Below are 12,712 nucleotides of genomic sequence, written 5' to 3' on the forward strand. Positions count from 1 at the left end.
ACCGACGCTAGCGCGCCGGCGTTCCGTGTGTGGCCGCGACGTCGTAGTGCGCGGCCTTCGCGTCGTATCGCACGAGATACTTGCGCCGCTCTTCCGGAACGATCGCGGTCTCGTAATCGTCGTGCCCCGCGGCCGCGCGAATAGCGTCGAGCGAATCCCAGAGCAGGATCGTGATGAATTCGACCTCACCGCCGAGCTCCCGGCGTAACAGGTAGCTTCCCCGGTAGCCCTCTTTGTCTCCGATCCCGGGCAGGAGCTCCGGCTTGAGCATGTTCTCATAACTCTCAGCGTTCTCCGGCGTCGCATAACCGTGCCAGACGCGTGCGATCATCAATCCCTCCGGGGGTTTTGAATGAGTACTCGAGCCGGCACATCTCGCGCCGACCTCGTGCCGCTGAGCGGTCGCGTTCGCCAGCCGCTTCTCTTGACGCTTCGACAGAAATAAACCAACCTACGCCATGTCGCGCGAAGCAGTCGCCGATGAAGTTCGCGGAGCGTTTGCCCGCCTGCGCCGACGGCCGGCATTCACGATCGGGGCGGCGCTGTCGCTCGCGCTGGGCATGTCGCTCGCGACGGCGATCTTCAGTATGGTGGACGCCATTTTTTTGCGGCCGCTCCCATATCCGCATGCCGAGCAGCTCGTTCACCTCTACGAAGTCATTCCCTCGACGCGCGCATACCGCTGGAGCGTCAGCCCGCGACATCTCGAGGCGGCGCGGACTGGCGTGAAATCGTTCGCGTCGATTGCCGCGTGGCGATTCGGAACACCACCCGCCGTCATCGGCGTGAGCGGCGACGCACGCGAATATCCGGCCGCCAGCGTCACCGCGAGCTTCATCGATGTCCTCGGGACGCGCCCGTTCCTCGGACGATCGTTCACGCCGTCCGACGCACGACTCGGGGCGTCCGCCCCCGTGATCCTCTCGTTCAACCTGTGGCGATCGCGCTTCGGCGGAGACCGCGATATCGTCGGACGCGCGATCACGATCAACGGTGCGCAACGGACGGTGGTCGGTGTGATGCCCGATCACTTCGACCTTCCAGCCGGCGTACAGCTCTGGTATCCGCTCGACGACGACGCGCTTCGCGCCGACGCAGCGTCCGGCGATCGTGACGTTCCATACTACGCCGCGATCGCTCGGCTGGCTCCGGGTGCGACGCCCGAACGCGCTTCCGCCGAGCTGGCCGTGGTCGTGCAGCGCTCGGACGAGATGGTGCGCGATCGAGGAAGCTTGTTCCGCCCGCTCGCGATGCCGCTCGCGAAGCATGTGACCATGGATTATCGCGAATTGTCGAGCATCTGGATCGCGGCGGCGATCGCGATCGTCGTGCTCTGCGCGGTGAACTTCGCGACAATGGCGCTCGCGCGCGGCATGCGCCGCCGCGGCGAGATCGCGGTCCGCTCCGCGCTCGGCGCCGGCTCGCGGCGCATCGTCGCGCTGCTCGGTTCGGAGGGTGTGATCATCGCGCTCATCGGCGCGGCGGGTGCCGTGATCCTTGCGCGTTGGCTAATCGGGTTCAGCAAAGTCTGGCTCGGCGGCTCGCTGCCCGTCGAACCGTCGCTCGATTGGCGAACGATCGCGTTCGGCGCGCTGCTGACGACGATCGTCGGCACCGTCTGCGCGCTTGCGCCCGCGATCGATCTATCCCGAATCGATCTTCGCGTCGTCCTCTCGGGCGACGCCGGCACGGTGACCAGCGGCGCCCACGAGCTGCGCGGTCGTCGAAGCCTTGTCGCGCTACAGATCGCGCTCGCGCTGATCTGCGTCTCGTCCGTCGGAACGTTCGTGCAGATGGCGCGCCGTGCGGAGTCGCGAGGTCCGGGGTATGACTATTCTCACATGGTCGCGGCGAACCTCTTCGTCGCCGACAGCTCGGCGCGCGCCGGCGCCGCCGCGGACGTGCGCGAGTTTCTCCGCGGCGTTCCGGGCGTTGCGAGTGCCGCGGTCGTTCGCTCACCGAGCGGGGAAGCGATGCTCTGGCTCGCCGATGGTCGCTCGGTGGAGGCGGCGATCGGCTGGCACGACGTGACGCCGGACTATTTCTCGACGCTTGGACTCGAGCCGATCGCCGGGCGACTTGCGACCGACGCCGAGTTTCGGAATCACGCGCCGGTGGCGGTATTGTCGGAGACGTCGACCCGTTATCTGGGCTACGCGAGCCCCGACTCAGCAGTCGGACGCCGCCTACGCTGGCGCGACGGGCGCAAGAAGGTGTGGTTGACGATCGTCGGCGTGGTTCCCGACGTTCGCTTCGGCCCCCACTTCGCCGCGCTCAGCGAACCGATCTACACGCTCGGCGCCATCTCCGCTTCGTTTCCCGTTCAGCGACTCTTCGTACGACTGCGGGGCGACGTGCGCAACGCGCTGCCGCCGCTTTCCACCGCGCTGCGGAAGTTCGATTCGAGAATCGTCATTACCGATCTGACATCGGTCAATGCGCAAGTCGAACAGTGGACGGTGCTCAGCCGGGGGCGGGGAATGTTTCTGCTCACGATCGCCGTGTTCGCGCTTTTCCTGGCGATGGTCGGCGTCTACAGCCTCACCTCCTTCACGACTGAGCTGCGCGCGCGCGAGCTTGGCGTGCGCATCGCTCTGGGCGCATCGAGTGTGAACCTCGCTCGCGCGATCGCGACCGATCTCTGGATGATGGGATTGGTTGGCCTCGTGGCCGGCTGGTTCGTGAGCGGCCGCGTCGCCGCGCTCGCGGGATCGTATCTGCTCGATCAACGCCGGCCGGCCGATGCGTTCATCCCGAACGCATTGCCGACGGGAATTGCGGCGGCGGCGCTCGTTTGCATCGTGATTGCCGGAACCTATGGACCGCTCCGCCGTGTAACGCGCATGGACGTCATGCGCGTGATACAGGGCGCGTAGGCCGTGACGCTCATCGCCAGCCCAGCGCCGGCGCGACGTGCGTGAGAATGGATTCGATGACGTGCGCGTTGTACTCGACGCCGAGTGTGTTGGGCACGGTCAGCAGGAGCGTATCCGCTTCGGCGATCGCTTCATCCGTTCTGAGTTCTTCAATGAGCACTTCTGGATCAGCGGCATATGATCGGCCGAACACCGCCCGCATGTTGTCGAGCAGTCCGACCTGATCGCTGCTTTCATCGCGGCCGAAGTACAGGCGGTCGCGATCGTTCATCAGCGCGAAGATCGATCGAGACACCGAGACGCGCGGCTCTCGCGTGTGTCCCGCCTCCTTCCAGGCTTTCCGGAAAATGCGGATCTGGCGCGCCTGCTGAACGTGAAACGGTTCGCCCGACTCGTCTTCCTTGAGCGTGGAGCTTTGCAGGTTCATCCCGCGCTGCGCGGCCCAGGTCGCCGTCTTGTTCGACGCCGAGCCCCACCAGATGCGATCGCGCAGTCCCGCCGAATGCGGCTCCAGACGAAGCATGCCGGGCGGGTTCGGAAACATCGGCCTTGGATTCGGCCGAGCGAATCCTTCTCCCTTCAGAAGTTCCAAGAACTCCTCGGCATGACGGCGGCCCAAGTCCGCGTCGGTTCCGCCGTCCGGCGGCGCGTAGCCGAAGTGTCGCCAGCCTTCGATGACCTGCTCCGGCGAGCCGCGGCTGATTCCGAGCTGGAGCCGGCCGTTGCTGATCAAGTCGGCCGCGCCCGCGTCCTCGACCATGTAGAAGGGATTCTCATACCGCATGTCGATGACGGCCGTGCCGATCTCGATGCGGCTCGTTCTGGCGCCGACGGCGGCGAGCAACGGGAAGGGAGACGCGAGCTGCTGCGCAAAGTGATGGACGCGAAAGTATGCGCCGTCCGCGCCGAGCGCTTCGGCCGCCACCGCCAGCTCGATCGACTGCTGTAGAACGTCGCGCGCCGAGCGCGCCGCTGATTGGCGCGACGCGCTCCAATGACCAAATGACAGAAAGCCGATCTTCTTCATCGTATTCTCATGTTATTCTCATGAGGCTAGGCCTTCGCCGCACGACGCACGCGATCCGCTTCCCATTCGACGAACGGGCCGTCAAAGTCTCGGACATGCGTACCGTCGAACGCCCAGACCCGCGTCGCCACCTCGCGGAGAAATGCGCGGTCGTGACTCACCAGGAGCACCGAGCCGTCGTATTCCTCGAGCGCATCCTCGAGCGCCTCGATGTTCTCGACGTCGAGATGGTTCGTCGGCTCGTCGAGGATGAGGAGGTTGGCATGCGCGAGCGTCATGAGGGCGAGTGCAACACGCGCGCGCTCACCGCCGCTGAGCGTGCCGATCTCGCGTTGCACGTCGTCGCCGCTGAACCCGAACGCGCCGAGACAATTTTGTATCTGGCCGCGGCTCCAGAGCGGACGCTGATCCTGGATGGCGTCGTACAACGTCTTTCGAAGCGGGAGGTCGCTCAAGTCCTGACGAAACCACGCGGGCGTGATCGATCCGCCGATTTTTACCTCGCCGCTCGCCGGCTCCCGGTCGCCGATGATGGTCGAGATGAACGATGACTTGCCCGCGCCGTTCGGCCCGATGAGCGCGATGAAGTCGTTCCGCCGCAGCACGCCGGTGAAGTCTTGGACGAGCACGCGGCCCGGTACCTCGACCGTGAGATCCTTCACCGCGATCACCTGATCGCCGCCGCGTTCATCAACCTCGAATGTGAGATCCATCGCGGCCGGATCGCCGGGTGGAGGCGCGAGCCGCGGCAGACGTTCGAGTCGCTTGCGCTTGCCCTTCGCCTGAAACGAGTTGACGCCCGCGATGTTGCGCCGGATGTACTCCTCTTCCTTCTTGACGTACGCGCGCTGCTTCTCGATCTCGCGATCGCGCGTGAGACGTCGCTCCGCGCGCTGCGGGACGAACTGGCTGTAGTTGCCCTTGTACGACTCGCTCGTACGCCCTTCCACGTGCAGGATGTGCGTGCAGATGGCGTCCATGAAGGCGCGGTCGTGCGACACGACGATGACCGTCTCGTCGGCTTCGCCGAGCCATTGCTGGAGCCACGTCGTCGTATCGAGATCCAGGTGGTTCGTGGGTTCGTCGAGCAGCAGCAAGTCGGCCGGCGCAATGAGCTGCGCCGCGAGTCCGACGCGGCCGCGCTCGCCGCCCGAGAGCGTCGACACGAGACGCGTCTTCGACTCCTCGGCATCGAAGCCCAACCCCTGTAGCACTGCGTCGACGCGCGCGTGATAGATGTAGCCGCCCAGGTCCGAAAAGCGCTCCTGGTCGTGCCCGAATTTTTCGAGGAAGGCGTCGCTGACGCGCTCGCCCAGCTCACCCAGTTCGATCGCCTGCTGGGCGATGCGTTTTTCCAGGGCGATGACCTCGCGCCATGCAGCCGCACCCGCTTCCCAGACGGTCGTGGCGCCCTCGAATGCGCGGTGCTGGTCGAGCAGTGCCCAGCGGAGGCCAGGTTTGCGCGCCACGCTGCCCACCGTTGGTTCGAGCTCGCCGGTGATCAGCCGGAAGATCGACGTCTTGCCGGCGCCGTTGCGCCCGATGATACCCCAGCGCTCGCCCTCGGCGACGGTGAAGGTGATGTTCTTGAACAGTTCGGTGGCGCCGAACGAGACGCCGACATTGGATAGCGAGAGAAGAGTCACGTGCGAAAGTTAGTTGAATCAGTTCGGTGCTTGCGGTAGCGTTGGGCATGTTCACTCCCCGAATGCTGTCGCTGCCGGCGCTGGTGCTCCTTGCCGCGAGCTCCGCCGCGCAATCGAAGCTGACCATCGATCAGCTCATCGCGATCAAACACCCCTCGAGTCACCAGTGGACGCCCGACGGCAGCCACGTCTGGTTCACCTATGACAGCGCCGGCATCAACAACGTCTGGGTGGCGCCCGCGAACGGCTCGAGCCCGGCGAGGCCGCTGACCACTTACGCCGACGGCCAGAGTGGCAATGGCGGATTTTGGAGCAGCGATGGTCGCACGTTCTTTTTTCAGCGCGACGGGGGGCTCGTTGCCGTCTCGGTAACGGGTGGCGCACCGCACACCGCGTGGGCCTCGGCCGCACACGCGCACGGGTTCTCGCTGTCGCCCGATGGGACGCGCATCGCGTTCGTGACCGGAGCCGCAAACGGCGGCGATCTCATCGTTCATACGCTCGCGACCAACACCGACCAGACGATCGCGCACGCGGACAGCACCCTCGGCGCGCCGTCGTGGTCGCCCGACGGCGCGAATCTCATCTACTCCGTCGGTGGGCGCGCCGCCGAGCCGATTCCGCACTATGCATCGCCGCCGGAGATCGGACCGAAGCTCATTTTCGTCGCGTCGGAGTTCGCTCGCGGTGGCGGCGGCGGTACGACGTTCACGGTGCCCGCGAGCGGTGGAACACCCCAACGCATTACCGGGCGCGGTGGCTTTGGCCGCGGCGGAAACGTGATCGACGCGACGCACACACTCTCGACGCGCGTCTCGAACGGCGGATTGACGCGCACGACCGAGTCCATCGATGCGAACGGCGGACCGCCGATCATTCTCCACGTCGACACGGCCGAGAAGTTTTTCAGTTCTGTCAACACCACGAACAACGCGATCTCTCCCGATCACCGATGGCTGCTCTACACGAGCGACGTCACCGGCTGGGATCAGATCTACGTCGTCCCGACGGCCGGTGGCACGCCGGTGCAGATCACGAAGACGCCGGGCGAACACTGGCGCGCCGTGTGGTCGCACGACAGCAAGCACATCGCGTGGGACGCGAACACGGCCGAGAAGCCGGGCACGCGTGAGATTCAGTTTGCGACGATCGGCGACAATCCCGCGAACGCAACCATCGTCACTGTCACGTCGGGAAGCGGCACGAACACGGCGCCGCAGTGGTCGCCCGACGACGCGCGGCTGCTCTTCCAGCACACTGACGCTCAGAACTCGGCGGATCTCTACGTCGCCGGCGCGGTCGCGAACGCCAGGGTGACGCGGCTGACGTCCTCGATGCCGGGGAGCATCGACAAGTCGCGGCTCGTCGCGCCGACGCTCATTCACTATCCGGGTCCGGACGGGAAGCCGGTACCCGCGTGGCTCTTCGTGCCGAAGAACTTTGACCGCACCAAGAAGCACGCGGCAGTCGTCTGGATTCATCCCGACGGCGTGAATCAGAACTACGACGGCTGGCACACGGACCGCAACGAAGCCGTCTATTATGAGTTTCATCAATATCTGCTGCAGCAGGGCTATGTCGTCATCGCGCCCGACTACCGCGGCAGTATCGGATATGGCCGGCAGTGGCGCAACGACGTGTACATGGACGTCGGCGGCAACGATGCGAAGGACGCGCGCATGGCGGCGACGTATCTCAAATCGCTCGGCTACGTCGATCCGGATCGCATCGGCGTCTGGGGGCTGAGCTACGGCGGGTTCTTCACGCTCCTCGCCATCACGCAGGAACCAACGTGGTTTCGCGCGGCGGTCGACGTCGCCGGCGTCGCGGATTACAAGCTCTATTATGATGATCCCTATCACGGCGGCTGGACGACGAGCCGCATCGGCACGCCGGACGAGCATCCGGACGTGTATGCCAAGGCAGCGCCGATGTCACACGTCGATCAACTTCAGCATCCGTTGTTGATCCTGCACGGGACCGCGGACGTCAACGTGCCGTTCATTCACTCGGTGCTGCTCGTGGATCACCTGCTCAAGGCGGGGAAGGGCGATCTGACAAGCTTCATGGTGTATCCCGGCGAGTATCACTACTTCGACCGCGGCTTCGTGGTGCGCGACGCGTGGCATCGCGTGGATGCGTTCTTTTCGAAGAACTTGCGGCCGGACGTCGTCCAGTGAGGTGCCGACAGGCGGGCCGCGCGTCGCGCGTGTAAACGGAACTCCAAGTCGTGCGAATTCAGGGCATCACCGCGCCGCACCGCCGGCGCCACCGGGTCGCCTCACACTAGTCCGGAGTCCTGCATGCTTCGCCGCCTCGCCTTCACGATCCTTGCGCTCGCCGCCGGCTTCGCCCCCGCCGCTGCGCAGATGCCCGCACCATCGCACGCTCGAGTGCATGCTCTCGAGCACGCGACACTCATGTCGGGCGCACCGATCGACTCCGCGCAATGTGCGACGCTTCACGCCGCCTTGCAACAGCATTTCGCCGATCTGCAGTTGGACTCGACGCAGATGCTGGCGCTGCACACCATGCTCCTGGCCCACGCCGGCGTCGTACAGCTCGACTCGACGCAGCTCGCCTCCATCCACGGTACGCTCCAGCAGGCGATGGCAAACGGAGCGCTCGACGACACGCACGTCGCCCTGTTCCGCACGATCGTGTCCGACTCGACCCATCTCGCGGCGATTCGCGCCTGTTTCGCCGAGCACGCAGGCGGCGCGAGTGCCCAAACGTCGCACCGACACTAGCGGCGTTCGCGGCTCGCGGGGCGGCATCGCCGCGTGAGTGATGAACCATCGTCCGACGCCGAGCTACTCGCCGCCGCCTCTCGAGGCGACGGCGTGGCGTTCGGCGTGCTCGTGCGCCGATACGTCCGCGCCGCAACGCTTCTCGCCGCGCAACTCCTCGGCGATTCTGACGACGCCGAGGACATCGTGCAGGAGGCATTCACCGTCGTACACCGCGAAGCGCCCGCGTACGACGCATCACGGCCGTTCGGGCCGTGGCTGTTCGGCATCGTACGACGGCTGGCGTCCAACCGCCGCGCGCGAGACGCACGACGGAGTCGCCTGCTGCGGTTGTGGTGGGTGCATCCGGATTCACCGAGCACCACGCTCCGAGGCGACGAGGCCATCGTTGCGCGAATCGATGCCGAAGCCGCGGTGCGCGCCGTCGCGGAACTTCCGCCGATGCAACGTGCGTGCTTCGAGCTCGTCGCGACCCGCGGGTTGTCGGCGAGCGAGGTAGCCGCAATGCATGGAATCGCCGAATCGACCGTGCGGCAGCATGTCTTCCGCGCTCGCGCGGCGCTGCGTGCTGCACTCGGCGAGGACACGCGATATGATTGAGGCCACACGATGACTGATCCTGAGCTCTTCGACACACGCGGCGTCAAGGACGACGCCGACCACTGGGATGCGCTGGCCGAGCGAATTGCGCGCGAGGCCGCGCGCCCGTCTTCGCGTGCCGGGCTGATTGCCGCGTCGCTGCTGCTCGCCGCGTCGCTGGCATTCATGACGATGACCTGGCGACAAGCGTCGCCGAGACCGGCCGCCGAGCTGGGGCAGGCGCTGGCACCAAGCGACGACGTCGGGCGTGCGATGGCGTCGACGGGGAAACCGCCGGCGGTCGCCGCGCTCTTGTTTGACCAACCGCGCCAGAGCGGGGGACAACCGTGAGGCCGGCGTGGCTCCGCGGCGCGTTGATTCTCACGCTGACATTCGCCGCCGGCGCGGCGGCCGGCGTCGGCTATGACCGCCACGTTTCGTCAGCGCACCGCGTACAACCGCCGCCGACGGACGCCGAGCACGTCATGCAATTCATGCGAGCGCAGCTTGGCTTGGACTCGACGCAGACCGCGGCGATCCAGACGATCCTGGCGCATCATCAGCACGCCGTGGACTCGAGCTGGCGCACCATGCAGCCGAAGGTGCGTGCCAACCTCGACTCGACGCTCCGCGAGATTATGGGAGTGCTCAAGCCGGAGCAGGTGGGGCGATTTCGGGAGATGGTGCACGTGATGCATCCGGGCATGCTCCCGTAGCCTCAGCAGCTTCAGCAGCGTCAGCGACAGGGCTCCCAGCGATCCGGTCCAGCGGGCGTGCCGGGAATGATGATGTCCGGCGTACCGGGTGAGCCCGGAATGTCTCCAATCGCCGGCGTCGGTGGCGTCCCCGGAATGATCTGGTCCGGCGTACCCGGACTTCCCGGCACGAAACACAATCCGGTGTGCGTCGCCTGTGCGTTGTGTCGACGCCCGTTCACGATCGCTATCGTCTCGCCGATGGCGGAGCCGATTGCAAAACCGATGAACGCGCCGTTGTTCCCCCCGGTAACGTGGCCGACGACGAAGCCCACGGCCGGCGAGACCAACGCGAGAATGCTCATCGTACCGGACGCCTCGGTGCGGGCTGCTGGCGTACTGTGCGCGGCTGTCGTATCGGCGGCCGGAGCGTTCTGCGCTCGCACCGGTGCGGTGATCGCGAGGGCGACCGTCAATGCGCCGGTGATCGTCGTGCCGCGACGACCAAAAATATTGAGGCTCATACTGCAGCATGTACGCGTGTCCCGCCGTATGCCAGTGCCTCACAGGGCATCATGTGTAGGCATCTCGTAAACCATCCGCATGTCGTCTCGCCGCGGCCGACATCGGCGATCGGCGCGTTGATGCTCGATTCGAGCGTCGCACCCCGGAACCAACGGTCGCGCGGCCGGATAACCTCGATCGTTTCCGACCGGTTTCCGGGATCAGAGAATGTTCATTCTCGTGCTCGTCGTGGTCGCGGCCGGCCTGTTGTCCGCCATCGCCCTGGGCTTCGTCGTCCCGATCTGGGCCGTCGTCGATTGCGCGACCACGGTGGAGCAGACGGCACGGAAGGTCCTCTGGATCGTCGCCATCGTCGTCACGGGCATGACGCTCCCGGGACACATGATTTCGGTGGGCCGATCGTCGAGCTCACCGGTGGCGCGCGCGACTCCCGCGAACGCCGACCCGAATGCCGCGGTTTCGACAACGGGCAGCGCGACGGAGCCGGCCGCCGTGACCGCCTATGACAGTATTCTAAAAATCACCCCGAGCGCGCCCGACGCGTTGCTCGCTCGCGGCGACGACAAAGCGAGCGCGTGCGACAGCACCGGCGCCGATCATGATTTTCGCGCCGCGATCGGCGGGGCCATCGAGCGCATGAACGCCGACTCGCTCGATCCGCAGCCCATCTACTGGCAAGGCGTTGGGTTGCACCGCCTCGGCGATTATCCGCATGCGCACGTAATGGTTCGCGAAGCGATGCACCTCGATTCACTCCGCGGCGCTGCGCATGCCACGCGTTACCGGCAAGAGCTCGACGCCATCGAGCTCGACTTGGCGACCGCACGCACGCGAACGTCTGGATGTCGGGGCAAGTCACCCGCGTGAGATCGGTCGCGCGCTCGCGCAATGAGATAAGAGATCACGAAACATCGATCGACGCCGCCAGGCGAGCTTGCTCTCGCCAGCGACCGGCATCGACGCCTCTTGCCGCGAGCCAGAGCGGCAGCGACAGCTCGCCGGCGAGACCAACCGGAGCGAAGTAGATCAGGAGCGCCGGTGAAACGGGCGCCGCGGTGAAGAGCAAACCACCGACGCCCGCAACGCCGAGCAACACGGATAACAGGCGCGGCAGGAACTTCGAGCGTGCGATCAGGTAGGCGAGCACGATAAACTGACAACCGAAGAAGGCGATGCTGACGTTTCGTGTGTGGCGCTGAAATCCGGCGAGCATCTGCACGATCGCCTGCGTCTCGGCTGGTGTAAGTCCGGCCGGTGGCGTCACCGTCACGACGAGCGGCGCAAGTTGAAACACGTAACCCACGGCCGCGAGTGCACACGCGAGCACTCGAAACAACGTTGCCATCAACGACATGCCGGGATCGACGGGCTTGAACACACCATAGAGCAGGGCTGCCAAACCGATGGACGTTGCGGTCGACATCACCTGCGACGCGAACGCCAGCCGGTATCGGCCGAGATGCGTGCCGATGTTACTCGCGGTGGCCAGCGCGTCGCCTGGCACGGCAAAGCCTTTGAACAGAAAGATGGCGGCGAAGATGGTGACGATGTTCGCCAAGTAAAAGAGACCGGCGGCTCGCGCACGGGTGCGCGGAGCCATCGGCAGGTTCGGCGTCATGCTCGGCATGGTCGACCTCGACGTGGTAGGATACAGGCCCGTCGCGGTCCACTTGGTTACCGAGGGGGCGTGCTCCGACGTCGTACGGCCGACCATCGCGGCGGTTTCACGCCCGCGTTTGCGTTACAGCGTTTACCTCCGAGTTGCCGTGACGATCGGCGCGGGATCGAGAACCGCGACCTCGCCCGCTTGGTCCCCGCGCATGCCGAACCTCAGTCGCACAGCCTCCGCACCGGCCGGCGTGAATTCGTGGACGCCGATCGCGATCAAGGGCCGTGCGAACGGTAATCCGGGCCGCGTAATCGAAAGGCCGGTCTTGTCACTCGTGACAACGAGGACCTCGTCGGAGCCATCACCGAACGCGTAGGAGCCGGCGTACTTCGTGCGCTCGTTCTCGTCGAGCGCGATTGCCCCAGCGGGCTTCGGGTCCGCGCCGCCAAGTTGCTCGAGATACTCACGCACGGCGCGCGCGCGGTCGCCGCCGGCGCGGGCATGCGCCAACAGCGTGATGCTGTGCGGTCCGAACGTGCTCTGACATCCCGGCGCGCTCGTCACGAACGCCTTGACGACGTCGAGTTGCCCCATCATCGTCGCCGAGAACAAGGTCGGGCGCGCGCCGTGCGCGATCAGCAATTGTGCGATGTCGTAGCGTCCCGTATGAGATGCCGCGCCGAGCGCGTCTTCCCAATCGCCGAAGCCCCAGTCCACGGCGGCCTTGGCTAACGCGGGGTGTGCCTCGAGCAGTTGTGTGACGCGAGCGAGATCGAAATGCGCTACTCTGACCATCTCACTGACCATCGCGGGATCCTGTCGGGGAAACTGCGTCGACATGGGTCCCGGTGCCGGCACAGAAGGACGGGGCAACGGCGCGCGGCGAGGCAGCGTGCCCGCAATCAACGTTCCGGCTCCGAGGGCGAGGAACGATCGACGATCTCCAGACGGCATGACGACAGCGCTCCGTGAAGTTGTGCGACGATGTTCCGCTGCCGAGCCGGC

At 65.8% G+C, this 12,712-nt stretch carries 13 protein-coding genes; 7 read left to right on the forward strand and 6 right to left on the reverse strand.

What is annotated here, in order from left to right; translation table 11 throughout:
* Positions 1 to 7: 7 nt before the first annotated feature.
* The gene (locus tag VN706_18115) at positions 8 to 331 is read right to left on the reverse strand and encodes a hypothetical protein (protein ID HXT17563.1); all 324 of its coding nucleotides are present in this window, start codon (positions 329 to 331) and stop codon (positions 8 to 10) included.
* Positions 332 to 458: 127 nt separating this feature from the next.
* On the opposite strand from VN706_18115, the gene VN706_18120 reads away from it, so the two are divergent.
* Complete coding sequence (locus VN706_18120) at positions 459 to 2,876, forward strand: ABC transporter permease (protein HXT17564.1); 2,418 nt, start codon at positions 459 to 461, stop codon at positions 2,874 to 2,876.
* A gap of 10 nt (positions 2,877 to 2,886) precedes the next feature.
* Here the strand turns inward: VN706_18120 and VN706_18125 are convergent, their stop codons facing one another.
* Both VN706_18125 and VN706_18130 read right to left on the reverse strand, forming a co-directional pair.
* Positions 2,887 to 3,903, reverse strand: coding sequence for an LLM class flavin-dependent oxidoreductase (locus tag VN706_18125; protein HXT17565.1), 1,017 nt, complete (start codon positions 3,901 to 3,903; stop codon positions 2,887 to 2,889).
* Positions 3,904 to 3,929: 26 nt separating this feature from the next.
* Positions 3,930 to 5,549 (reverse strand): ABC-F family ATP-binding cassette domain-containing protein, encoded by a 1,620-nt coding sequence (locus VN706_18130; protein ID HXT17566.1) that lies wholly within the window; start codon positions 5,547 to 5,549, stop codon positions 3,930 to 3,932.
* A 47-nt stretch (positions 5,550 to 5,596) separates the two neighbouring features.
* Here VN706_18130 and VN706_18135 point away from each other — a divergent pair, with 47 nt between their 5' ends.
* The 5 genes from VN706_18135 (at position 5,597) to VN706_18155 (ending at position 9,594) form a co-directional block, all read left to right on the forward strand.
* A complete protein-coding gene (locus tag VN706_18135; protein ID HXT17567.1) occupies positions 5,597 to 7,729 on the forward strand; it encodes an LpqB family beta-propeller domain-containing protein in 2,133 nt (710 codons plus the stop codon).
* A 123-nt stretch (positions 7,730 to 7,852) separates the two neighbouring features.
* Entirely contained in the window at positions 7,853 to 8,299 is a 447-nt protein-coding gene (locus tag VN706_18140) for a hypothetical protein (protein HXT17568.1), read from the forward strand.
* 33 nt (positions 8,300 to 8,332) lie between these two features.
* Complete coding sequence (locus VN706_18145) at positions 8,333 to 8,899, forward strand: RNA polymerase sigma factor (GenBank protein HXT17569.1); 567 nt, start codon at positions 8,333 to 8,335, stop codon at positions 8,897 to 8,899.
* 9 nt (positions 8,900 to 8,908) lie between these two features.
* Positions 8,909 to 9,229: a hypothetical protein gene (locus VN706_18150; GenBank protein HXT17570.1), complete on the forward strand. Its 321-nt coding sequence runs from the start codon at positions 8,909 to 8,911 to the stop codon at positions 9,227 to 9,229.
* The gene (locus VN706_18155) at positions 9,226 to 9,594 is read left to right on the forward strand and encodes a hypothetical protein (protein ID HXT17571.1); all 369 of its coding nucleotides are present in this window, start codon (positions 9,226 to 9,228) and stop codon (positions 9,592 to 9,594) included. Before VN706_18150 ends, VN706_18155 begins: the two co-directional genes overlap by 4 nt.
* 20 nt (positions 9,595 to 9,614) lie before the next feature.
* Here VN706_18155 and VN706_18160 read toward each other — a convergent pair whose 3' ends face one another.
* Positions 9,615 to 10,097, reverse strand: a complete 483-nt coding sequence (locus VN706_18160) for a hypothetical protein (GenBank protein ID HXT17572.1) — start codon at positions 10,095 to 10,097, stop codon at positions 9,615 to 9,617.
* 208 nt (positions 10,098 to 10,305) lie between these two features.
* On the opposite strand from VN706_18160, the gene VN706_18165 reads away from it, so the two are divergent.
* Positions 10,306 to 10,965, forward strand: coding sequence for a hypothetical protein (locus tag VN706_18165; GenBank protein HXT17573.1), 660 nt, complete (start codon positions 10,306 to 10,308; stop codon positions 10,963 to 10,965).
* 34 nt (positions 10,966 to 10,999) lie between these two features.
* Here the strand turns inward: VN706_18165 and VN706_18170 are convergent, their stop codons facing one another.
* Entirely contained in the window at positions 11,000 to 11,725 is a 726-nt protein-coding gene (locus VN706_18170) for a DUF4386 domain-containing protein (GenBank protein HXT17574.1), read from the reverse strand.
* Between the two features lie 123 nt (positions 11,726 to 11,848).
* On the reverse strand, positions 11,849 to 12,547 hold the full coding sequence (locus VN706_18175) for a hypothetical protein (GenBank protein HXT17575.1): 699 nt from the start codon (positions 12,545 to 12,547) through the stop codon (positions 11,849 to 11,851).
* Positions 12,548 to 12,712 lie beyond the last annotated feature (165 nt).

This window comes from Gemmatimonadaceae bacterium (genome assembly GCA_035606695.1).
Lineage (GTDB): Bacteria > Gemmatimonadota > Gemmatimonadetes > Gemmatimonadales > Gemmatimonadaceae > JAQBQB01.

Bases quoted from the DNA above. Each gene is read 5' to 3' on its own strand.
- VN706_18150 (HXT17570.1), top strand. From the start codon at position 8,909: ATGACTGATCCTGAGCTCTTCGACACACGCGGCGTCAAGGACGACGCC.
- VN706_18175 (HXT17575.1), bottom strand. From the start codon at position 12,547: ATGTCGACGCAGTTTCCCCGACAGGATCCCGCGATGGTCAGTGAGATG.
- VN706_18165 (HXT17573.1), top strand. From the start codon at position 10,306: ATGTTCATTCTCGTGCTCGTCGTGGTCGCGGCCGGCCTGTTGTCCGCC.
- VN706_18140 (HXT17568.1), top strand. From the start codon at position 7,853: ATGCTTCGCCGCCTCGCCTTCACGATCCTTGCGCTCGCCGCCGGCTTC.
- VN706_18135 (HXT17567.1), top strand. From the start codon at position 5,597: ATGTTCACTCCCCGAATGCTGTCGCTGCCGGCGCTGGTGCTCCTTGCC.
- VN706_18170 (HXT17574.1), bottom strand. From the start codon at position 11,725: ATGCCGAGCATGACGCCGAACCTGCCGATGGCTCCGCGCACCCGTGCG.
- VN706_18160 (HXT17572.1), bottom strand. From the start codon at position 10,097: ATGAGCCTCAATATTTTTGGTCGTCGCGGCACGACGATCACCGGCGCA.
- VN706_18125 (HXT17565.1), bottom strand. From the start codon at position 3,903: ATGAAGAAGATCGGCTTTCTGTCATTTGGTCATTGGAGCGCGTCGCGC.
- VN706_18115 (HXT17563.1), bottom strand. From the start codon at position 331: ATGATCGCACGCGTCTGGCACGGTTATGCGACGCCGGAGAACGCTGAG.
- VN706_18120 (HXT17564.1), top strand. From the start codon at position 459: ATGTCGCGCGAAGCAGTCGCCGATGAAGTTCGCGGAGCGTTTGCCCGC.